Source organism: Gimesia sp. (genome assembly GCF_048260065.1).
Classification (GTDB): Bacteria; Planctomycetota; Planctomycetia; order Planctomycetales; family Planctomycetaceae; genus Gimesia.
In genome coordinates this window covers 59183-81418 of sequence record NZ_JBLXHC010000020.1, presented here as the reverse complement: position 1 = coordinate 81418, position 22236 = coordinate 59183, and the positions used below count along the sequence as shown (strand labels likewise).

General features: G+C 53.3%; 15 protein-coding genes and 2 tRNA genes. 10 read left to right on the top strand and 7 right to left on the bottom strand.

The features are described 5' to 3' along the window. Positions 1 to 26: 26 nt before the first annotated feature. Positions 27 to 992: a calcium/sodium antiporter gene (locus ACN0YN_RS27125; RefSeq protein WP_417388102.1), complete on the bottom strand. Its 966-nt coding sequence runs from the start codon at positions 990 to 992 to the stop codon at positions 27 to 29. 550 nt (positions 993 to 1542) lie between these two features. Between ACN0YN_RS27125 and katG the strand changes: the two genes are divergently transcribed. Both katG and ACN0YN_RS27115 read left to right on the top strand, forming a co-directional pair. Beyond that, positions 1543 to 3924, top strand: coding sequence for a catalase/peroxidase HPI (gene katG, locus ACN0YN_RS27120; RefSeq protein ID WP_417388101.1), 2382 nt, complete (start codon positions 1543 to 1545; stop codon positions 3922 to 3924). Between the two features lie 313 nt (positions 3925 to 4237). Then, a complete protein-coding gene (locus ACN0YN_RS27115; RefSeq protein WP_417388100.1) occupies positions 4238 to 7177 on the top strand; it encodes a HEAT repeat domain-containing protein in 2940 nt (979 codons plus the stop codon). 29 nt (positions 7178 to 7206) lie between these two features. On the opposite strand, the gene ACN0YN_RS27110 is transcribed toward ACN0YN_RS27115, so the two are convergent. From ACN0YN_RS27110 to ACN0YN_RS27085, 6 genes are all read right to left on the bottom strand, one after another. Then, entirely contained in the window at positions 7207 to 7611 is a 405-nt protein-coding gene (locus ACN0YN_RS27110) for an ankyrin repeat domain-containing protein (protein WP_417388099.1), read from the bottom strand. An 85-nt stretch (positions 7612 to 7696) separates the two neighbouring features. Beyond that, positions 7697 to 8386: a hypothetical protein gene (locus ACN0YN_RS27105; RefSeq protein WP_417388098.1), complete on the bottom strand. Its 690-nt coding sequence runs from the start codon at positions 8384 to 8386 to the stop codon at positions 7697 to 7699. Between the two features lie 12 nt (positions 8387 to 8398). Further along, entirely contained in the window at positions 8399 to 9130 is a 732-nt protein-coding gene (locus ACN0YN_RS27100) for an SGNH/GDSL hydrolase family protein (RefSeq protein WP_417388097.1), read from the bottom strand. Between the two features lie 220 nt (positions 9131 to 9350). Further along, positions 9351 to 10283 (bottom strand): DUF1559 domain-containing protein, encoded by a 933-nt coding sequence (locus ACN0YN_RS27095; RefSeq protein ID WP_417388096.1) that lies wholly within the window; start codon positions 10281 to 10283, stop codon positions 9351 to 9353. An 83-nt stretch (positions 10284 to 10366) separates the two neighbouring features. Beyond that, positions 10367 to 12100, bottom strand: coding sequence for a choice-of-anchor I family protein (locus ACN0YN_RS27090; RefSeq protein WP_417388095.1), 1734 nt, complete (start codon positions 12098 to 12100; stop codon positions 10367 to 10369). Between the two features lie 379 nt (positions 12101 to 12479). Continuing rightward, on the bottom strand, positions 12480 to 12785 hold the full coding sequence (locus ACN0YN_RS27085) for a hypothetical protein (RefSeq protein WP_417388094.1): 306 nt from the start codon (positions 12783 to 12785) through the stop codon (positions 12480 to 12482). 1 nt (position 12786) lies between these two features. Between ACN0YN_RS27085 and ACN0YN_RS27080 the strand changes: the two genes are divergently transcribed. The 8 genes from ACN0YN_RS27080 to ACN0YN_RS27045 all read left to right on the top strand — a co-directional run bounded on the left by ACN0YN_RS27080 (position 12787) and on the right by ACN0YN_RS27045 (position 22213). Beyond that, positions 12787 to 12858: transfer RNA gene (locus ACN0YN_RS27080), tRNA-Cys, on the top strand. A gap of 555 nt (positions 12859 to 13413) precedes the next feature. Continuing rightward, a tRNA-OTHER gene (locus ACN0YN_RS27075) sits at positions 13414 to 13558 on the top strand. 374 nt (positions 13559 to 13932) lie between these two features. Then, positions 13933 to 15543 (top strand): vWA domain-containing protein, encoded by a 1611-nt coding sequence (locus tag ACN0YN_RS27070; RefSeq protein ID WP_417388093.1) that lies wholly within the window; start codon positions 13933 to 13935, stop codon positions 15541 to 15543. A gap of 284 nt (positions 15544 to 15827) precedes the next feature. Next, complete coding sequence (locus ACN0YN_RS27065) at positions 15828 to 16274, top strand: hypothetical protein (RefSeq protein WP_417388092.1); 447 nt, start codon at positions 15828 to 15830, stop codon at positions 16272 to 16274. A gap of 259 nt (positions 16275 to 16533) precedes the next feature. Beyond that, the gene (locus tag ACN0YN_RS27060) at positions 16534 to 19119 is read left to right on the top strand and encodes an ATP-binding protein (RefSeq protein WP_417388091.1); all 2586 of its coding nucleotides are present in this window, start codon (positions 16534 to 16536) and stop codon (positions 19117 to 19119) included. Positions 19120 to 19131: 12 nt separating this feature from the next. Then, positions 19132 to 20271: a hypothetical protein gene (locus ACN0YN_RS27055; RefSeq protein ID WP_417388090.1), complete on the top strand. Its 1140-nt coding sequence runs from the start codon at positions 19132 to 19134 to the stop codon at positions 20269 to 20271. A 169-nt stretch (positions 20272 to 20440) separates the two neighbouring features. Continuing rightward, on the top strand, positions 20441 to 21580 hold the full coding sequence (locus tag ACN0YN_RS27050) for a hypothetical protein (RefSeq protein ID WP_417388089.1): 1140 nt from the start codon (positions 20441 to 20443) through the stop codon (positions 21578 to 21580). A 306-nt stretch (positions 21581 to 21886) separates the two neighbouring features. Further along, positions 21887 to 22213 carry a hypothetical protein gene (locus tag ACN0YN_RS27045; RefSeq protein ID WP_417388088.1) on the top strand — a complete coding sequence of 109 codons (327 nt, stop codon included), beginning with the start codon at positions 21887 to 21889 and terminating at the stop codon, positions 22211 to 22213. Positions 22214 to 22236 lie beyond the last annotated feature (23 nt).

Below are 22236 nucleotides of genomic sequence, written 5' to 3'. Positions count from 1 at the left end.
CCAGTCGCTGTCAAATTTCAGTCAGGCTACATCAATGCCGTCCGGATCAACCAGCCTGTGTAACCGATGTAGCAGGCCAGGAGGAAGCCTCCCTCAATCCGGTTGATCCGTCCGGGCCCTTTCCAGCCATATCCCAGTATGAACAGCGAGACCGTCAGGCATAGCATGACCAGAATGTCTCTGTTGAACAGTTCCGGATCAACGGAAATCGGATGGATGACACCCGCTAAACCAACCACGGCCAGCGTGTTGAACAGGTTGGAGCCGATCACATTGCCGACGGCGATCTCGTGTTCCCCTTTCCGGGTAGCGATGATGGAAGAAGCCAGTTCAGGCAGTGAGGTACCAATGGCGACTACCGTCAACCCGATTATCAGATCACTCACTCCGAAACGACGGGCCAGTTCGACGGCACCCCAGACCAGAATTCGAGAACTGATGACCAGCATGGTGAGCCCGACCAGCAGCCTTATCACCGCGCGGCGGATTGGCAGGGGATTACTGGCCAGCTTGCGTTCCATATCCGCCTCCAGTTCATCGCTGGGGTGCTGGAGACCCTGCCAGATCGACCAGCCGATCAGGAACAACAATACTGTCAGCAGTACGACAGCATCCAGGCGACTGATGGTTCCATCCCAGACCTGCCAGGCAGCCAGCAGAGTGCAACCGGTCAGAACGGGTAATTCCTTGCGAAGGACTTTGGAGTTCACGGTGAGCGGATTCACCAGGGCAGTCATTCCCAGGATCAGCGCGATATTGGTAATGTTGGAACCGTAGGCGTTTCCGAGCGCAACACCGGCATTCCCTTCCGTTGCCGAAATGACAGAGACCACCAGTTCAGGCATCGACGTTCCGAACCCGACCACCACCATACCAATCAACAGGGGAGACATACCCAGATACTTCGATGTGACTGCTGCCCCTTCGATAAACCGGTCCGAGCTCCAGATCAGTAAACCAAGTCCAGCGACAATAGCGAAATAAGCAAGCATAAGTCTCAGATCTGTGTTTTTGGGTCGTTGAATATGTAGCAGGATGCGAGCGAAACCAGTTGACTGTCTGCAGAACTAACAGAGGCGGCATGACATGGGCAAGCGTCTCAGGGCAGATATACAGAATAATTATTTAAAAGTACCTGTTTCCAGGGAGTCAGTCGTGAAGACGTTGCATTCTTATCGGCTGCACCACGGGGGTAAACTATTTTAATCAGACTTTAGAGTCCGCTGTCTTCATTCAAATCAACTCTGGTTTAAGTAGAAATGGACCTTTTCAAATGGCTTCCCATTACTCAACTAATGAGTCCGCCGAGTGAAACTGGTATTTCAGGAATGTCTGTAAGGTGTCTGGTCATAATTGCTTACATCGATATGTTTTATTCGGCAGAGATCGACGATTTACCACAATCAATCAATGCGTTTCATGCATGATACACATGCTGAAAATGCATTGGATCTATTAGACATTCGCCTCCATAATGAGAGAGCAAGGTGGGATGATCTCACGTTGTACGTCATCCGCATCACTACTCATTCCTGGAGAGAAATGACCATGAAGACTCACTTTAAGCGTTTCGTTTCGAGCTGTGCAGTGTTCTGCATTGCTGGAGCCGCGTTCGCTCAACCGCACCCGCCCCTCACGAAAGAGGCGGCTGAGCAGGCCGGCAAACAACAGGACCTCAGCAAATGTCCGGTCATGGGGGGATCTAAAGAGTCTGCCATGCGACATACGGCAGCAGGCAGCATGTCGAACGGGGACTGGTGGCCGAACCAGCTGAACCTGGACATGCTCCATCAGAACTCGAAGAAGAGTAATCCGATGGGCGAAGATTTCAACTACGCCGCGGAGTTTCAGAAACTCGATCTGGCAGCCGTCAAGAAAGACATCAAAGAGTTAATGACCACCTCGCAAGACTGGTGGCCGGCGGACTACGGGCACTACGGTCCGCTGTTCATTCGCATGGCCTGGCATAGCGCGGGCACCTATCGCGTGACCGATGGTCGCGGCGGTGCTTCCGATGGCACACAACGCTTTGCTCCACTCAACAGCTGGCCCGATAACGCGAACCTCGACAAAGCCCGTCGCCTGCTCTGGCCGATCAAACAGAAGTACGGTCGCAAAATTTCCTGGGCTGACCTGATGGTTTTGACCGGAAATTGTGCGCTGGAATCAATGGGATTCAAAACATTCGGATTTGCCGGCGGACGTGAAGACGTCTGGGAACCACAGAAGGACGTTTACTGGGGACCCGAAAGTGAATGGCTGGGCGATAAACGTTATTCGGGCGACCGCGAACTGGAGAACCCGCTTGCCGCCGTGCAGATGGGTTTGATTTACGTCAATCCGGAAGGACCGAACGGCAAGCCCGATCCGCTGGCGGCAGCCCGTGACATTCGTGACACCTTCGGTCGGATGGCGATGAATGATGAAGAGACGGTCGCGTTGATCGCCGGCGGACATACATTCGGAAAAGCACACGGCGCCGCCAGTCCCAAAGGCAACGTAGGTCCCGAACCGGAAGGTGCGAGCCTCGCGGAACAGGGGTTAGGCTGGAAGAACAAATATAAAAAAGGAAACGCAGGCGATACAATCACCAGTGGTCTGGAAGGTGCCTGGACCTCCACGCCGACCCAATGGTCGAACGGCTACTTCGATAACCTGTTTGGTTATGAATGGGAACTGGTGAAAAGTCCCGCTGGTGCATATCAGTGGACTCCCAAAGAAGCGTCAGCCAAGGGAACCGTTCCCGATGCACACGATCCGGAAAAATCACATGCCCCCATGATGTTCACGACCGACCTGGCGCTCAGAATGGATCCCGCGTATGGCAAGATTTCCAAACGCTTCCATGAAAATCCGGATGAGTTTGCTGCTGCCTTCGCGAAAGCGTGGTACAAGTTGACTCACCGCGATATGGGTCCTGTTTCCCGCTGTCTGGGACCGGAAGTGCCCGCAGCACAGTTGTGGCAGGATCCGGTGCCGGCCCTCGATCATAAGCTGATCGAAAAGGATGATATTGCAGAATTGAAAGCCAAAGTTCTGGCATCGGGATTAACGGTACCCGAACTGGTCTCGACCGCCTGGGCGTCGGCTGCCACATTCCGTGGTTCCGATAACCGTGGTGGTGCCAACGGTGCCCGCGTGCGTCTGGCTCCGCAGAAAGACTGGAAAGCCAACGATCCGGCTCAACTGGCAAAAGTGCTCAAGACTCTGGAACAGATTCAGTCTGAGTTTAACAGCGAGCGGACCGACGGGAAGAAAGTTTCTCTGGCCGACCTGATCGTTCTGGGTGGTTCTGCTGCTGTGGAAGCCGCTGCGAAAAAAGCCGGTCATGAAGTGGAAGTACCATTCATACCCGGACGTACCGATGCGACTGATGAAATGACAGACGCCGCCGCATTCGCTGTGCTGGAACCCAAGGCGGATGGATTCCGTAACTATCAGGATCACGGTCAAGTTTACGACCGACCTGCGGCGGAGATGCTCGTGGATCGTGCCAACCTGTTGACGCTGACAGCGCCTGAAATGACGGTCCTTGTGGGAGGCATCCGGGTATTGAATGCCAATGCGGCGAATTCACCACTGGGTGTGTTCACAAAGCAGCCGGGTACTTTGACGAATGACTTCTTCGTGAATCTGCTCGACATGAATACCAAATGGGACAAGTCCAAAATGTGCGAGCACTTTTATGAAGGTCGCGACCGCAAGACGGACGAACTCAAATGGATGGCCAGTTCAGTCGACCTGGTGTTCGGGTCAAATTCACAACTGCGGGCGATCGCAGAAGTGTATGGCAGCGAAGACGCCGAGCAGAAGTTCGTCAACGATTTCGTAGCCGCCTGGACGAAGGTCATGAACCTGGACCGATTCGACCTGGACCCTGCGTTACAGAAAGGAAGCAAAGCGGTGGCAGTCGGCCAGCGCTGAGCTGCGACCCGTTTCGGTAAAGTGAGTGCGCGGAGACTGGCCGATCGGCTCTGTGAGTCGATCGGTCAGAGCGCAAGCAAGTAAGAACATTGATGCCCGCTTCGATTTCAACAGGCTGAAATCCAGGCGGGCATCTTGCGTTAGGAATCGCAGCCTGATAAATTAATTAACATGAGATCAGTTTTGTGTTGCTATCTAGCTGATCGCAGCCAGTGCTCTCGGAAGCAGCGAAAGATTTGCAGAACCGACGCGTTTCTGGCATCGAATGAGGTCGATGATTTTCTTGAGAACATTCACTCATAAGAAGTTAGGAATGAACGAACCTGTCGAGGGTACAGGAAGTCAAACAGAACCGGGCCTGTCCAGTCTGCTGGCCCGCATCAAAAACCAGAACGAATTTCAATCTGCGGCTGCCTCCACGCGACAGTCGATCATTGCCGCCCTGGGGGACTCGGGGGCTGTGGCTGATTCTGCTGTGCCTGACCTGCTCGCAGCTTACCAGGCACTGCCAGACGATGCGGAAGTTATCTCCCGGGCATTGAAACAGATCTGTCGGGATTCGAAAACAGCGCCGGTGGAACTTGTGAAAGCACTGACCGCTGATGATCTGCGGATCAGTGATCTGGCGGACGAACTGCTGACGGAGGCCGCCTGTCTCAAGTACGCATCCGCGAATCTCTGGGTGATATTGAACGATCCGAACTCGCCGGTGAGAGATAAAGCCGCCTCCCATTTGCAGGAGATTGGCAGCGACGACAGGCAACTGGTCTCAGTGCTGATCGAGCTGCTGGAGGAAGCGGAACCCAGCTGGGAGACTCAATCTGTGCTGAAGTCTGCGTGGCTCTATGCGTTACCGGAACTGGCAAGACTGATCTGTGATCCATCCAGATCCCCGCGCAGCAGACTGAGGGCAGCTGCCATCATTCTGGAAATCAACAGTATCAAGAGGATCAAACATCTGACCGATCGGTCTTTCCGGACTTTGGGCAGGGCCGATCAAGGTCTGCTGGAAGCGGCTCTGGAGGGAACGGATTCCTGGACGCGTTCCTGTGCGGCCTGTGCACTTTCAGGTTCAGATTCACGCCACCCGAAGATTTATGACACGTTGATCGACGGGCTGCAGTCGTCGCAGGCGGAGCTTCGTTGTTGCTGTCTGAAGGCGCTGGGCCGACGTAGGAATGAGCGGGAGCAGGTGGACGCGAATGTGACCGCGCGCTTAATCGAGCTGCTGGAAGATCCCGATCCTGAAGTGGTCTCTGCCGCCGACGCTCTGCTGGCGCAGTTACGTTTTACATCCGCCGACTGGATTGCGTTGATCGGCCTGCTGGAACAACGGACTTTAAGCTACCGGGTATTGAGTTTGTTGCGGGAACAGGAAGAAGTGCCCGTAGTCGCAGTGACACCCTTGATCCGTGTTCTGTGTCATGGCGGCTTCGAGAGGGAACAGGTCAGGCTGCTGATCGACATACTCGTCCAGGCAGGACGCCCGGCCTTGAAAGCAATGCGCGCCGTTGTGCTCGACAGCAGTCTGTCAGGAAAAATACGTGCTGCTGTGTTGCGCGGCGCAGTGAAGATTGCGCCCGCGGAACCGGAAATGGTTTCCCTGCTGTCCGGTCTGCTGGAGTCGAACGAACCCGAGTTGCGGATGACCGCGGCTATTGAAATTGCGGACAAGCGGGAGGATTGCCAGCCACTGATTCCGCTGCTGGTGGCGGGGTTGCAGAGTGCAGACTACGCAATGAAACACTCTGCGCTGGAGGCTCTCAAAAAGATCGTGGCACGTTCACCGGCAGTGCTCGCTTCCGTCATTCCCCATCTGAATGACGTGCCACGAGAACAGCGTTTGATGCTGACGTTTTCTTTCTATCATCAGAATCAACAACATCCGGAATTGCGCAGGGCGATGTGGTCATTACTCCATGAGATGAACCAGGGGGAGGACGAACGGCTGACGCGGTCCATCGTGCTGCGTGAGTTGATTTGCGTTGAGCCCGAATCATTTCTGCTGGAGCTGCTGACGGATACGGATGCCGATCTGGTGCAGGAAACACTGGTGGTGCTGGATGCTTCCGGTCTGTCGCTGTCAGATCCGCTGCGCGATCAGCTGGAACAGTTTCTTTCAGGGGCGAATCAGAAGACCAGGTTGCTGGCGGCACTGATCCTGCTCAAAGCGGATTCCCGGAATGATACGCTGCGGATAATAATGAGCGAGATTTTAACGGGAGACGACAGCGAACTGTTTCAGATCGCGATTGCAGGATTAGAGAAAGTGCCTGCGTTCGATACGAAATGGGCTCCGCTGCTGATCGATTTATTGCAGAAGCAGGAGGCCCGGTTCCTGGCCATCAGGCAGTTGGGAACGCTGGGAGCCGCCGCCGAACCGGCCATTCCGACGCTGGTCGAATATCTGGATACCACCAGTTATTTCAAGGTCTGTGCAGAGGCGCTCCAGCAGCTGGGGCAACTGGCCGTGCCTGCGATTGCTGTACTGCGAGCGCATCTGCAGAAGAAAGGGTCTCTCCGTGAAGCGTGTGCGGCACTGGCATGTATCGAAGAAGATCACAACCCGACACTGGCGATCCTGACGCAAAATCTGGAGCAACCCGATTTGCGCTCCAGAACCTGCCTGGGGCTGGCCTGTTTTGCGGAAGCTTTGCCGACGGAGGTGGAATCACTGCTGCTGGAGGTCTTACAGAGTGATGTGGAGTATGATCGGAGCGGGGCGATTCGTGGGCTGGGTTCCCTCAAGACTAAGACAGCCTGGCAACGGTTAGTCCAGGTGCTGGAAACAGAGAATCCAAACTTATGGCCGATGGCGGCTTCTGCATTGGGAGAAATCGGACGGGAACCCGAGACTACGGTGCCACTCCTGATTGACGTGCTGAATTCGGAGTCCTGGCAGGCCCGTCAGTCCGCCGCACATGCGCTGGGTCAATTTGGAGCAGCGGCTCAGTCCGCCGTGCCGGACCTGATGACTGCATTAAACGATGCAAGGCACTTTTCAGCGGCCGCTGGTGCCTTGAGCGCGATTGGCGCACCAGCGATCGCAGTCATTCCCCGCCTGATCGAAATGCTGGACAACGGAGAGTATCGCTGTGAAGTGCTGCGGGTGCTGACTCGGTTCGGCCCCGTGGCAAAAGCAGCCCTGCCCAGGCTGAAGGAGTTGGCAGCAAATGTCTCCCGCTGTGATCTGCCTAAGATCAGAGCCGTGATCGAAGCGATTGAATCGCCGGAGCTGACCGGGAAAGAGTGACACAGTTCCCTCGAATTCAAGCCAGATCGTTACCGGAAGGACTCGGTTGCTCCGCACAAGCGGAGGGCTGATTCCAATCGCTGATCGTGGTTATTGATACACAATGTTAGAGGAGTCTCTCCCTCGTTATCTCGAACGTTGGGGTCTGCACCGGCTGCCAGCAGAATCAGAGAGGCTTCGTATTGTCGATTCAAAGCCGCTACGATCAGAGGAGGAGAGTCGCCTGGCTCCCGGACACCTTCAACATCTGCTCCATGTCGTAGCAGAAGGGTGACAGCTTCCAGGGGACCGCCATCGGCAAGTTCTTCGATGGCAGATTTGAGTGGAACCCATGTCGGAGAATCGGATTGCGGGCGATTCGGATTCTCACCTTCAGCAAGCAACTTTCCCAGGAGCTGAAGATCATGATTTTCCAGGGCATCAAAGAGATCCATTGCTGGTTCCTGTGAAAGTTCCTCAGGACAATTGTGAGTTAAGCCGGATTCATAAGTTAATGACGGGATGCCTCGGTTTGAACCTTCAACCTGGGATATTGAAATGAATTTCAGAAAACTTTGTCAGGCTGAGGTCAAATGCTCTCTTGTTATGTGATTTCATTAGTAAAGACAATTCATTGGGCAAAAGATTCCATTCCGATTCTGGTTCTAAGATTCTTCGATTGAATAAAGACAAAGCTAAGTCTGATTGCCACTGTTCCATTTGATAACTATCTTCCCATTCCATTATTGCTGAGGAAATATCATCAAGTAATTGAATTCTGATAATATGTGCGCCGTTCTCATAAATGACGCTCCAGGTATCATGAGAATTTACATCGTCATCAGTTTCGGCCCAAAAAGCAGTAGTGAAGCAAGCCTGATATTTATCATTGAGTTCCTGGTGATAAAATTTTAGCGGTCCTTGATCAGCAAGGAGTCGGCAACATCTGGGCATTTGATTAAGAACTACATTCATGTGCGAGGTGCTATTTTGGATGAAAGGGCTTAAGGGACTTTTAGGGTCCATAAAAAATGCCGCGACTCTACATTTTTTACCAAAACCAATCATTGCAAAATGACCATTCCAATTGTCAACCAGATATGTATTGTTGCTCCATCCCTGAATAGACGCATACTCAGGCTCAAAAGCTGTCATGACCGCGTTGACGATCGAGCCAAGTAGTGCCCCTTGCCAGAGGCTTGATACCGTGGGAAAGGTATCTCCAGGCATTTTCTTTTCCCCTTATCGTCCAGAAACAGGTTTATTCTTCGGCAGGGCGGCTTTGATTTCCTTGGCAACCTGCTGTGCGAGTTTGTCGGAGCCTGCGGGTTTGAAGTGCACGTTTCCCGGGCCGGCCCAGAGGGACGCGTCGAAGCCTGATGCGAGCTGGTGCAGATCATTGATTTTGATGCCGTGCTGTTTCATGATCTTGGCTGCGACCTCGTTGTACTTTAAGTCATCGCCGACGACGCGGCCTGCTTCTCCTTCCGGGACCGGAGTGGTGGTGGCCCAGATCAGCGTGGCTCCTGTTTTTTCGAGTTGCTTTACGAGTGCTTCCAGATTTTTCTCGTACTGGTCGAGAGGGACGGAGATGGTGCCGTTAACTTTGTCGCGGTGTCCCTGAGTCTTTGAGTCGGGGTGCCGATAGCAGAGGTCGTGTAATCCCCAGTTGAAATGGATCACATCCCAGTCGGTTTTGCCCAGCCAGCGCTCGAGATTCTGCAGTCCCCGTTTTGTATCGCCGCAATTCGCTTTGACGCGCTCCACATGGGCAGTTCCTTGGAGCAGCTCGATCGTCGGTTTGGTATAGCCGATGGAAATCGAGTCGCCGATGATCAGCACTCTGGGGAGATCGGTGTCTTTCCTGGTGCCCTGTTTTGAATCATCGTTCTTTTGAGCAGTGCCGATCGAAGTCAGGCACAACAGTGTGAGGAACATCGTGAGAAGTCTGAATGAGTGAGTCCATCGCGTCATGTTGCTGTTCCTGCCGGGAATGAAATGCGAAACTGATTTCATCCAGTATCAGATACGCTCAGACCGGGGTCAAGCGGGTGTGGAGAGAAATCAACGGTCGTTCCGTGAAACAAGCGTTTGTTGTTTTCAGCATGCACAAAAAAAGCGTTTCGGCCCGTGATGACCGAAACGCCAGAGTTTGAAACAATCTTGCGAGACTCGATTCCGCTTTCAAAGCAGATCAGTATTCGCCAAGTACCTCGCCGTCGGACATGTTGCCCAGGAACTTATAGGTTTCGCGGTTTACGTTTTCTGAGATGAACCGGACGGCACCATCGCAAAACAGAAAATGTGCGCCGCCCACGTGACGGCTGCTGGCGCTGGCCTGGTTGGAACCATTGGGAATGAACGCGTCCGAGTCGTTGGTGCGGAGTAACGTCGCATACTTTTCGCCGTCGTAAGGACGACCCGCCCAGACTGAACCTTTGCGGAGCGATCCGCCCGGATCATCGTCTTTAATGGAAATGCCATCCCACATCCGTTCGCCGGACGCCATCGTGTTGCTGGTTCCGTCGGTGATGTCACGCATCCGTGTGCTGCTGTTATAATTGAAGATGCCGCGTTCGTCTGCGTCATCACTGCGGTCGTACCACTCGTCATCATCAACGCCTTTACTGCCGCTGACGCCGGGATAGTTCGACTTGCCGAGCCCGACACCATCTTCATTATTAGTGAATCCGACGTAAGTATTGATTCCACCACTGGCATCGGAGGGGCAGATCAGAATGGGAACGACCGTCTGAATCAGACTGCCGGCGGCGCTGGCAGGAAAGTTCGCTCCGTTGGGAGTCAGTTGATTATAGAGCGGTGCCTGATCGATGTAAGGGAGGAGGAAGGTGTTCCAGCCCCAGTTACCCAGATCGGGGTCCGGATCGCCTGAACCGTCGTCGAACATCAGAACGCCCGGCGGTAAGACGTTGTGAGTGTCGTGGTAGTTGTGCAGTGCGATGCCGACCTGCTTGAGATTATTCTTGCAGGTGGATCGACGAGCCGCTTCACGCGCCTGCTGGACCGCAGGTAACAATAACGCAATCAGAATGGCAATGATCGCAATGACGACCAGCAATTCAATGAGCGTGAAGCCTCGTTTGTGGGTTAACTCTTTCTGTAGCATTCGAAAACCTTTCTACTGTAATCCGTATCTCGTTTAACAAACGTTGAGTTCCAGTTGATCATTCATGAGCGACTCGGATTTCTTTACTTCTGTGTCTGTTCCGACTTGCCTGTCTCAGTGTTTGTAACCACTTCGAACAGGGCGGTTGTACCGCTGATTTCATAGGAGACAGCGAGCAGCGGTTTTCCCGTCGGGCTCACGTCGGCAGGAATGAACGTCAGCCCTTCCGGCCCCAGGTCGCCTGCCTCTGGTTTCTTCGGCGATTTATCGAAGTTGCGCGTGACCACATAGTCACAGAAGACGGGCTGCTTCGGATTGGCGAGGTCATAGACCATGATGCCGCTGTGTCGCTCCATGCCGATAAAAGCGACGGGCCGACCTTCGATCATTCCCACAACCAGCCCTTCAGGCTCCGGTCCTTTGTTATCACTGCGGTCATCGACGTCATTCGACTCGTGATCGGCGTTGAACGATTTAGGAAACCGGTTCGCAATGATCCGCTCGAATTCGTTGCCATTGTTATAGAGCAGCTCACCCTCCGCATTGCGGATCGAGAACGACCGTCCGCCAAAAGAATAAATCGCTTCATAAAGTCCATCACCGTCAGCATCACCGTTGGAGGAGGTCACCATCAGTCGGCCGAGTGCAGTGGGAGCTTGCAGTTCTTTGGCGTTGGGGAATACTTTCGGGTCGAGTTTCAGATCACCGACACGGGTTTTCTCACTGAAGCCATCGACGTCGCGGTGGTCCCCTTCATCCGCTGTAATCACGTATGTGTTATGGTCGACTTCAAAAGCGTAGATGGCGTCAGGCTGGTACATGCCTTTGACTGGCCAGGTGCGAATTTGAATTTTCTTCCCTTTGTTACTGGCATCGAAGGCGTTTTCGGGAAGTGAATGATCTTTGAAGCCCAGTGGCACGAGATCGACGAGTTGACGCGATTCGAGATCGATGATGGCAAACGCATTGGCTTCCTGCAGCGACACCCATGCGGTTTTGGAATCGGGGGACACGGCAATGTATTCCGGCTCGAAATCCTGAGCCGGTGTTGCATCCTTTCCGAAGACCCGTACGCCGGCGGGTATCTTTGACATGTCATTGTAGGCTTTGAAGTCAATGTGAATGATCTTGGCATCGGAAACTGCTTCCACGCCGTCGGTCAGATCAATCAGAGAGACACTGCCTTCCGGATTTCGTGTGTAGTCTTTTGTCGCTTCTCCTTCGTTGGCGGTAATCAGCCAGTGGCCATCCGGTGATATGGTGACCATGTCCGGTTCGGGGCCGACGTGAACGGTTTTCAGCACGTCTCCTGCGGGGGAGAGAAAGACCACCAGGCCCGGGTCCTGCTTGGGATCGGCTGAGAGGGCGGCGGCGATCACGTTTCCTTTTGCCGTGATCGAGTTTGGTTTGGAACCAAATTCAGAGAGATCAATCGACTTGAACAACTGCGGTTCGGCCGGGTTGGTAATGTCGAGAATATCGACGGCGACCCGCTCCCCGTCAACGACAAAGAGCCTCTTCGAATCCGTATCGAAGGCACAGATTTCCGCAGACGATTTTTTATCAGAACCGTGGTGATATCGCCCGAGAAACTTCAGACCGACGGCATTGGACGCCGCCGGGGGTTCCGGAAGGGGCACGGCAACCTCACCAGCTCCATCACTGTGAGGCTGACTGTTGATCGCGGTTACCTCATTGCCTGAGGTATCGGAACAGCCGGAGACTGTGAGGCAGCAGACGCTGAGAATCATTCCAGCAAAAACGGAGAGGAGGTGCAAGCGCGCCTTCACTGCAGTCTGTGGTGAGGTGTAAGTCATGATGTAATTCTTAAACAGGTGCGGTGTCAAAATCAGATGCAGGTGCGACGATCTGGCGCTAGATGGTCAAATGCATGGGTCTGAATCTAGCAAGAGTACATGAAGAAGATGAGAAGATATAATGAATGTTTAAGATGCGCTCCGATTCGTCTGCAAATGTTTGCCGACGGGAACCGGGATGTCTTCAGCGAGCAGCCTCTATACAGGCTGATTTGAAGGCGTAAGAGAATTTCATTTCCTGTCTGACAAAAATAAAATGACTCGAATCAAAAAAACGAATGGTTAATTAATGATGAAAATTATCGAAAGGTTACGTGAAGACGTTCTGTCGCAGTTCTTCATGCCGTCATGGGGCGGTGTGCGCATCTCTCTCTGCTGATCAACGGTGCCGGTCACGGTTTTTCGATTGTTTTCTGATTTTCAGAAACTGCTGAAAGTTTGTTGAAAGTAGCGAACCGGTTTTCAGTACATCCTGTCTATAACCAGCAGTTGGCAAACGTGGTTTATCGACGCTGAACAATCTGCCTTGCGAGTGTGAGGGACGCACGATGGTTTTCGAAGCCATCAGACGGGGTTCGACTCCCTGGCGAGGTACTTGAAACATCTGTCCCTGGAGTGTGCCGGATTCGCACGCGAGCCCGCGAAGCTCGTAGATCAGGTTCAATTCCTGACGGGGGCATTTCACTGACGCTGGCTCCTGATGGCCGGGGAACTGCCTGCAAAGCAGTTTGAAGTGGGTTCGATTCCCACCGGCGTCTTAAACTGACCAACTGCCGGTTCGGACTACATCTCTTTGATCTGGAAACGATGTCTGAGTCATTCCTTCGCTGGCCGGTTTTTAATACATACAGAGCTCAACTGCCTGTCGGGATTACATCGTAACTATGACGGTCCTAAGGTAGCGGACCAGGAGCAATTCTGGAAACGTGAGCGCGAGAAGATCTCTCTGAGAAACGCTCGTGCGTGCTCACTGTCGGTCTCACATGCGATCGATAAGAGCGGCAATCTCGACGATCACTTCGTTGGGCTGTTTTAAGACAGTGGCGACTGCAGCCTGGGAATACATATGCGCCGTCCAGTGCGTCTGGAGATCAGAATCTGATCGGCGGGTTCAATTCCCGTACGGAAAAAATTCTCAAGCAAAACTTCGTCGCCAGAATATATTACCGACTACTCATTAAAAGACCTGACCCATTTAATACCCATTAATGACATTTTAATGAAACTTTGATCGACTGCCAGACTGGAGTACATGGTTCAGGACCCGGTGGTTGCGGGTTCGACTCCCGCCGGCGCTATTTTGAATTGATGTCGCGCCGTAGCTCAACGGATAGAGCACCGTAAACGCTCTGGTTTACTACTTCGTCGATCATTTTTCAAAAGAGACATAACCGACTGCCGAATGGGAGTACATGGATCATACCCCGGAGGTTGTGGGTTCGATTCCCACCAGCGCCATTTTGATTGTGTGTCGCGCTGTAGCTCAACAGGTAGAGCACCGTAAAAACTCTGATTCACCACTTCGTCGGTTTTACAACAGACAGGAGACGATCTGTCAGACACAGATCACATGCAATCAAGGAGACCGAAACTTTGATCGTCGACAGGCTTCAACTCAACTAGTATCACATTCAAACAGGACCGACTGCCGACAGGGAATACATTGTCAACCAACGTTGTGGGTTCGAGTCCCACCAGCGTGGAGTGTTTAAGCACTCGGCGCTGTAGCTTAACTGGTAGTCTGCATTAAAGGGGTCAGGACTCATTAAAAAGAGACCTGACCCCTTTAATGCGATCCTTTTTCGCCGGTTCCATTTTTGAAGGAGGCTATGATGGCCAATAAATCTTTGTTTTCGAATCGACAGAATCAGTTTCCACGTGCAGAGGCACGCAATGCAGCCGGCGGTCCGGCTTACAAGTATGAGCCGAAGCATGCGCTGGCGCAGCTGGCAGCAACAGGTACGTTTAACGGCGTGTTCTACGCGAGTGGACAGTCTCAGCTCAATGAACTGCGTACGCTGATTAACCAGGTGGACGACAATCGTTTCCTGGCGCAGCTGGCCGTGTACGCGCGGGAGCGGGCCTGCATGAAGGATATGCCGGCGGCGCTGCTGGCGACACTGTCAACGCGGGATACCGAGCTGATGCATCGTGTGTTCGATCGCGTGGTTGACAACGGTCGCGTGCTGCGGACGCTGTTCCAGATGATCCGTTCGGGCCAGTTCGGTCGTACGGGTCTGTCTTCGAGTCTGCAGCGGGCGTTTCAGCGCTGGCTGAACGAAGCTTCGGTGGGACGACTGCTGTCGGCTTCGATCGGTCACGATCCGAGTCTGCGCGACGTCCTGCGACTGGCGCGACCAACGCCCGTTGACAACGAGCGGCGTGCGCTGTTTGGCTGGTTGACAGATAAGGAACCGGCTAAGTGGGCACCAGCAATTGCTGCGGACCTGCCACTGCAGGTGCAGGCGCTGATTGCGTATCGCCGGGCAGAGACAGAGCGCGAGCAGGCTGCGATTGCAGAGAGTCTGTCTGTGCGCTGGGATCTGCTGGCGGATGCGGCGAAAGGTCCGTTGGTCTGGCGTGCGATTGCCCGTCAGATGGGACCGCAGGCGCTGCGGATGAACCTCAACACGCTGTTGCGTCATGACGTGTTCAGAGACTATGCGATGATCGACGATGTGGCGAGCCGCCTGGCGGACGAGGATGCGATTCGACGTTCGCGGCAGTTTCCGTATCAGTATCTGGCAGCGTACCTGAATGCAGCGGACGAGATTCCACAGAAGGTCAAAGCAGCTTTGCATGAAGCGGCTGAGATCGCCTGCGGAAATGTGCCTGAGTTGTCAGGACCGGTGGTGATCGGTCTGGATACGTCCGGTTCGATGACAAGTTCGGTGACGGGTTGGCAGCATCGCAGCGCTTACAGCAAGATGCGCTGCGTTGATGCGGCAGCGCTGTTTGCAGCGGCGATTCTGCGACGTAACCCGGACAGCGTGGTGATTCCGTTCGATACGCGGGCGTACGACGTGCGCGTCGACCCGGCCGACTCGATTCTGAGTCTGTCGGAGCGACTGGCGAAGTACGGCGGCGGTGGAACGGACTGTTCGATTCCACTCCGCGAAGCCAATGCACGGCTCAAGCAGCGTGCGTTTGCCGGCTGTGTGCTGGTGAGCGACAACCAGAGCTGGGTGGGTGCGGGACGCTACGGTTCAACGGGCGTGATGACTGAGTGGCAGACGTTCGCCCAGAACCAGCGGCGACTCGGCGTGACGGATCCCAGGCTGGTATGTATCGACATCCAGCCTTACGGTTCGTCACAGGCTCCGGAGCGCGACGACATCCTGAATATCGGCGGCTTCAGTGACGCGGTGTTCAACGTGGTGACGTCGTTCCTGGGCAATAGCGCCAGCCGCTTCGTTGCAGAAGTCGAGTCGATCGAAGTCTGATCGACGCGGTAGTAATCAGGGACGCCCCTGGTCTGAGAAATCGGGCCAGGGGCTTATTGTGGTTTTGATGAGAATATCAGCTATGATAGAACGTTATTGATGTTTAATGTATCAAATTAAACATATCGAACCTGTATTCAATCAGACGAATTCCGGGTTGTACTCAACAAGGACTTATATGCTGACAATCCCACTCAAAGAGTTCGCACTGACTGGAGAATTTGGACCAGTTAAAATTGGCATGCATCGGGATGAAGCCGTTGCGCTGCTGGGGAAACCCGGTTGTGAGTCAAATTGGTCAAAGCGCTTCCGGTGGATTCCTTTATGGTTGTTATGAGTTTTTCTATCATAATGATACCGGGGAAATACACACCATGCAGAACGATCACCTGCAGGCGGATTGTCTGAATCATGGTGACATGTTTTTATATCGAAACAAGTATTTCCGAATCGATCCCTGGTTTTTAAAGGCGGGAAAAGATTTTGCCTTCCCGGAGGTTGTCGATTTCCTGCATGACGAACAGATCTCATTTCGAATTGTCAGAAGATCAGGATCTGATCGAGAAAGAATCGAATTTAAAAGTGGCGTTCATTTCGAATTCAATGAGCGATGTGATGCCAAGACCGGCGAAGTCACTAACGAAATGGTACTCTTCGCGATCAGCCATCGCCCTTTGCACCATAACCCGGAGTTGTATGAAGTGGTGTACCAGAGCGGCAATGATTCTTGAATGTTCCGCCTGGAGCGCACCCTGGGGCAGTCTTTACTTGACAACGCAGCTTGGTTAAACAAAATTACACTTACCCTGTCGTTGATGAATGATTCAGTTCGCGTTTCGTTCAGCACATGCTGTCTTGTCAGAGGAGACTCTCCCATGTTCGCTACTGAGGAAGCCCGCAGTGCAAGGTATTGCGAAAGCAGCCCGCGACTCAGCAACCCTGCGTACTCAATCGAATCCACTGATTCGACTTTAAATAAAAGGTGACACTATGCCCAAGATGGAATTTGATTTCCAAGGTTTAATCCAGCTGCTGGCCAAGAATCTGTATAGCGAAAAACGGGTCTTCATCCGCGAGCTCATCCAGAACGCACATGATGGGATACTGCGTCGCCAGTCACGTGAACCCGATGCGTTTTCGCCCAGGATCGATGTCGAAAGCCGACCAGACGAACTGCAGTTCATTATCCGCGATAACGGGCTCGGCATGGACTTGAATGACATCCGCGAATACCTGGCTGTCATCGGCCGCGGTGCCACACGACTTGAAAAGGGGGACGTTACCGGATTGGTGGGCCAGTTTGGCATCGGCTTTCTCTCGGCGTTCATCGTGGCTGAGCGGGTCGAAGTCGAAACACGGAAGGTGGGGGACGACGATGGGTGGAAGTGGTCAAACAGCGGCACAGAGGATTACACGGTAACCAAGGTCAGTAAAGATTCATTTGGAACGACCGTGACGGTCTTTCTGAATGGGGAAGCGGACAAAGGGGTCATCCATCCGGAAGAAGTCGACAATGTCATTCGTAAATATGCCGACATGCTGAAAGTGCCGATTCATCTGAACGGCAGCCGTGAACCGATCAACCAGATGATTATGCCCTGGGAACGTGACGAATTGAACGGGGAGACGCGTACCCGGGAAACACAAGCCTATCTGGCAAAGACCATGCCCGACAGCCCGCTTGCCATCATTGATGTCGACATCGCGGACCCTGGTCCAACGCAAGGGGTCCTTTACATTTCCGACCAGCGTTCGCTGCCTCACCATGAACAGCCTCCGGGAAAGGTGAGGCTTTATCTACAGAGAATGTTTCTGTGTGAAACGACGGATCTGCTGCCGCCGTGGGCCCGGTTTGTCCGGGGAGTAATCAATACTTCCGCAATCACCCCCACCGCTGCGCGTGACAACTTCGTGCATGACGAGACGACCGATCGCATCAAAAAGGAATTCGGACTCCTCATCATTGAACGCTTACGTGAACTTTCGCTGGACGAGCCACAGCGCTTTCAGAGAATCCTGAAATACCATGATATCGGCATCAAGGCAGCCTGCTACGAATACGATGAACTGTTCCGCAACGTGGCCAACCTGCTCGAATGGCGGACGAATTGTGGTGGTAAGTCGAGTGAAGAGGAGAGCTATAGCGGATATTACTGGCGACGCCTGCCTGAAATTCTTTCGGCGTTGCCTAAGTCGGAATCCGGGCCCCAGGCCCTGCCCTGTTTCTCAACGGCGCTCTCGGCGAATCAGTATTTCAATATGGCGGAATCTGCAAACTCGCTGGTGATTGACGCCAGTGGACCCTTTGAAATGTTGCTGCTGGAGCAATACGCAAAGTTCGAAGACGTGTCCATTAAAATTATACGCGTCGATCAGATTGATGACCCGAATATCTTTCGCCACCTGGAGGAACATCAGGAAGAGGTTCGCTTTCAACGTCTGGCAACACGCATGGAACAGGTGGTTAAGCCCCGAGGCAGATCAATCCGTGTCGAGGCCCGGAAGTTCAAGCCAGCAGACCTGGCTGCACTGATTCGCACCACCGAGCGTTCCGAGATGCACCACCAGGCAGAGGATCTGCTGAATCAGCCTAATACACCACAGAGTATGCGTGAGATGGCGGAGACACTGCTCAAGATGACCACGGCAGAATCGATGCGGCTCACCATTAATGCGGACAACAGCCTGATTCGTGATATTGCCGAACATCCCGAGTTGTTCGGCGAACCGGAAGTGGCTGAGATTCTCAGCGGAATCTACAACAACGCGATTCTCTTTAATCAGGACCTCTTAACTACGGAAAATACTCAGATTCTGAATCAGCAGATGCATCGGCTATTGATGAGATACTGGGAAACCGTGTCTGATATGGAAGAGGCGGTATTGCTGCAACCGGAGAGGGACCAGCCCGAACTGGATGTGGTGCCTGCGAAAAATCCGGAACGACAGCACCGCTGTATCTTCATGGTGACACCAGAGGCTGCGGAATTTGACGACATCATCGACGCCGTCCGCACCGTTGTCGAAGACCGCTGGAAATGTGAGTTGCTCCTGGCTCGTGACTTGAAGCAGAAATCGACCGACGGCATTCGTCGGCTGATGAATCGGGCTGACGCATTTATTGTCGAGTCTACGACCATGCAACCGCAGCAGATGCTTGAAGCCGGCGCCGTTCGCTTTGATCCCCGCTCACGTCCCGCTGTGTTTCTGCGGGACGAGACGCACGAACTGCGAGAGGAGATGAGCTTCGATCCAGGCAATCAGAATTGTATTGACTACAGCGAGCGAGGAGACAAGGCGCTGGTGGAGTATCTCGACCACGAAATGCAGAACGATGTCCACATCGCGAAGCTGCTCAAGGATTCTGCGCGGCAGCGTTTTCTCTCCTCCCGTAGACTCGTTGAGCTGTTTAAGCCAGTCACGCTGGACGCATTAATCGTTCGTACCCTGGTGAGCAGATTCCCTACCGAAGAACGCTGGCGAAAAGTGACCGCGGAAGATCTCGCCGACTGCCTGGATGAACATAAGGGCTTCGCCAGCATACTTCTTGATAACGTCCACAAATCACTGAATTGAAGGCTTTAGCAAATGGGACCGGAAGCATATATACTGATAGATCATGCGTACGAGGCTTACAGGCAGGGACGCTTTGCGGAAGCAGGAGTGCTGTATGGGCAACTATGCAACGATGCGAAGAAGGCAGGCGAAGACGAATTCGCATTCCAGTTGGGTTTGGACGAATCGCAAAGCCTGCTGCGATCGGGTAAACCGCTGGGCGCATTGAATCGGCTGCTTTCCATGGAGTCGTGGGATGCGCCGGACCATGAGTCTTTGTGCCAAATGAGAGAAGAGATTTTCAATCTGCTGCGGCTTTACAATCCCGATAAGACGCAGTTAGAAACGCGGCTTGCAGAACTGGAAAGTCTTGCCAGAAACGCTCTTGACGGAGTTGTTGCCGACTTCTGGTTGTATGAATTTCTGTTTTTGGAAGATCAGGGCAAAGATGAGAAGGCGCTCAATGCCACAGAGCTGGCCTGGTCGGAGCGCGGCGCAGAGACCATGAACCATGCTCATGCAATTGCTTCTAACGGATGCCTGGCGAACCTGCGCCTGAATCGACGTGCGCAGGCCGAAGACTGGATAAGAATTATGGAACGTGATGGCGAGACCGAATGCCCGGGATATCGCGCCGACCTCGCGGACTCTTGTGCTGAACTTGCCCTTTATGACGGTCGTGCTGAGGACGCGTTTCATTATGCACAGCAGTCACGCCTGGTCGCCATGGAATATGCGGATATGAAGCGCGTCCACGACGCCATTGAAAAACAGGTACGTGCGCGACTGCTTGATGCGACAAACGGTGATCCCGTCGATCGCAGGTCCGACGTGATAGACGTTCTCAAACAGGCGCTTCCCGGGAAACGCAGCGTTCAATTAGAGTTCAGTTTCAGTCTACTGATGCTTGACATCCGGCTCGCCGCAGTACGCTGGGCTGTGGGCATGCAACCTGCAGAAGATTTCTGGTATCAGTCACCGCAAGTCGTGGCCAGTGCGCTGCGTGTCACGAAAGACGAAGTGATCCGCCGGATTGAGAAGACACAGGCTGCCCTCCAACGTACGGACAGAATCGCGCGTCGAGTGGATCAGGCGTTTGGCTGTGACTGGCGCCAGGAAATGGGCAATCTTCGGAGAGAGCGGCTCCAGGAGATTGTTTCCCACCTGGATTGAGGCGTGACTTCCGCTATCGTTGTCAACGAGGCGTAATCAGGAATCAGTTGACGATTCAGGTGGGGATATACAGGGGGAAGATCCGCCGACTGCCTGGATGAACAATAATAGCTTCGCCAGTATACTTCTTGATCACGTTCACAAAACACTGAATTGAAGGCTGCCATTAATGGAATACGATGCAAACATTCTGAAAGAGCATGCGCACGAAGCTTACAGACAGGGACGCTTTGAGGAAGCGGGAATGCTGCTGGGGCAACTCTGCAACGATGCGAAGCAGGCTGGCAACGACAAAATTGCATTCCAGTTGGGGTTGAGTGAGGTGACTTGCCTTAAGCGTGCGGGAAAACCGCTGGAAGCCTTGAATCGACTGCTTTCCATGGAAGCCTGGGAGGCGCCGAACCACGAGTCTTTGTTCTCTATGAGAGAAATGACTGTTGATTTGCTGCGGCTTTACAATCCCGACTTGACGCAGTTAGAAGCGCGGCTTGCGGAACTGGAAAGTCTTGCTGAAAACGCTCATGACGGAGTCGTTGCCGACTTACGATTCTGTGAGTTTGAATTTTTGGAAGCTCAGGGCAAGCATGAGAAGGCCCTCAATGCCATAGAGCTGGCGTGGTCGGAACGCGGTGATGCAACCATGAATCACGCTCACGCAACTGCTGCAGCCGGATGCCTGGCGAACCTGCGACTGAATCGACGTTCGCAGGCCGAAGACTGGATAAAAATCATTGAGCGTGATGGCGAGACCGAATGCCTGGGATATCGAGCCGACCTGGCGAACGCCAGGGCTGAACTTGCCCTGTTTGATGGTCGTGCTGAAGACGCGTTTCATTATGCACAGCAGCAACGTCTGGTCGCCATGGAATATGCGGATATGATACGCGTCCAGGAAGCCATCGAAAAACAGGTACGTGCGCGACTGCTTGATGCGACCAACGGAGATCCTGGCGATCGCATGTCCGGCGTGTTAGACGTCTTCAAACAGGCGCTTCCCGGGAAACGCAACGTTCCATTAGAGTTCAGTATCAGTCTGCTGATACTTGATATCCGGCTCGCCGCAGTCCGTTGGGCTGTGGGCATGCAACCTGCAGAAGATTTCTGGTATCAGTCACCGCAAGTCGTGGCCAGTGAGCTGCGTGTCGCGAAGGACGAAGTGCTCCGCCGGATTGAGAAGACCAGGGCCGCCCTCCGACGTTTGGACAAAATCGCGCGTCAACAGGACCAGACGTTTGACTGTGACTGGCGACAGGAAATGGTCAATCGCCGGAGAGAACGTCTTCAGGAAGTGGTTTCCCACCTGGATTGAGGCGTGACTTCCGATGTCGCTGTCAACGGGTGTGATGAGGAAACACAGGACTCAGCTCTGCATGCCCCGCATCCCCATCAATGTGCGACCGAACGATAGGCTTCAGTGCAGGGATACTTCTCATCGAAACAGCAGGTACCAAACGCCTGTTGATTCTTTTGACTGAATTGCGGGTCTAATCCAATGAGTCCATAAACTGTTGTTTTCCTGATCAATATGTGAGGTCGTTGGTGACTGAAGGGAGTCGATCTATTATAAGAGAGAGATTCCTCTTTTTCAGGCTCCAGGAAAATAAGGAACATCCTGATGTGGTGTTTTAAATTAACATGCTCCTGTGGATTCGTATCTAACGTTCAAGGTTATGGGAGAGACCTTTTTTCATCACCCGATTATTACGTTCCCGTAGTTGTGGACGATGACGAAAAGTTACATTGTATTTGTATCCAACCACGGGAAGGTGAGTCCGAGGATGAGTTTTTCGATCGTCTTGATTCTTCCATTGAGGAATGCTTTGCAGAACAATTTGGCGAGAATGCGACACTGATGACTGGATTGGGGATACGCGGCGACCAGATTGTGAAATGTCCGCGTTGTGGTCAGGAACGGGCAAAGTTTGAATTTGCTGGTTTCTAGACTGTGTCCCGTTTTACTGTCGC

Coding starts and splice junctions, on each gene's coding strand:
- ACN0YN_RS27055 (WP_417388090.1), top strand. CDS start 19,132: ATGGGACCGGAAGCATATATACTGATAGATCATGCGTACGAGGCTTAC.
- ACN0YN_RS27045 (WP_417388088.1), top strand. CDS start 21,887: ATGTGGTGTTTTAAATTAACATGCTCCTGTGGATTCGTATCTAACGTT.
- ACN0YN_RS27100 (WP_417388097.1), bottom strand. CDS start 9,130: ATGACGCGATGGACTCACTCATTCAGACTTCTCACGATGTTCCTCACA.
- katG (WP_417388101.1), top strand. CDS start 1,543: ATGACCATGAAGACTCACTTTAAGCGTTTCGTTTCGAGCTGTGCAGTG.
- ACN0YN_RS27095 (WP_417388096.1), bottom strand. CDS start 10,283: ATGCTACAGAAAGAGTTAACCCACAAACGAGGCTTCACGCTCATTGAA.
- ACN0YN_RS27110 (WP_417388099.1), bottom strand. CDS start 7,611: ATGGATCTCTTTGATGCCCTGGAAAATCATGATCTTCAGCTCCTGGGA.
- ACN0YN_RS27070 (WP_417388093.1), top strand. CDS start 13,933: ATGGCCAATAAATCTTTGTTTTCGAATCGACAGAATCAGTTTCCACGT.
- ACN0YN_RS27125 (WP_417388102.1), bottom strand. CDS start 992: ATGCTTGCTTATTTCGCTATTGTCGCTGGACTTGGTTTACTGATCTGG.
- ACN0YN_RS27105 (WP_417388098.1), bottom strand. CDS start 8,386: ATGCCTGGAGATACCTTTCCCACGGTATCAAGCCTCTGGCAAGGGGCA.
- ACN0YN_RS27050 (WP_417388089.1), top strand. CDS start 20,441: ATGGAATACGATGCAAACATTCTGAAAGAGCATGCGCACGAAGCTTAC.
- ACN0YN_RS27090 (WP_417388095.1), bottom strand. CDS start 12,100: ATGACTTACACCTCACCACAGACTGCAGTGAAGGCGCGCTTGCACCTC.
- ACN0YN_RS27060 (WP_417388091.1), top strand. CDS start 16,534: ATGCCCAAGATGGAATTTGATTTCCAAGGTTTAATCCAGCTGCTGGCC.
- ACN0YN_RS27115 (WP_417388100.1), top strand. CDS start 4,238: ATGAACGAACCTGTCGAGGGTACAGGAAGTCAAACAGAACCGGGCCTG.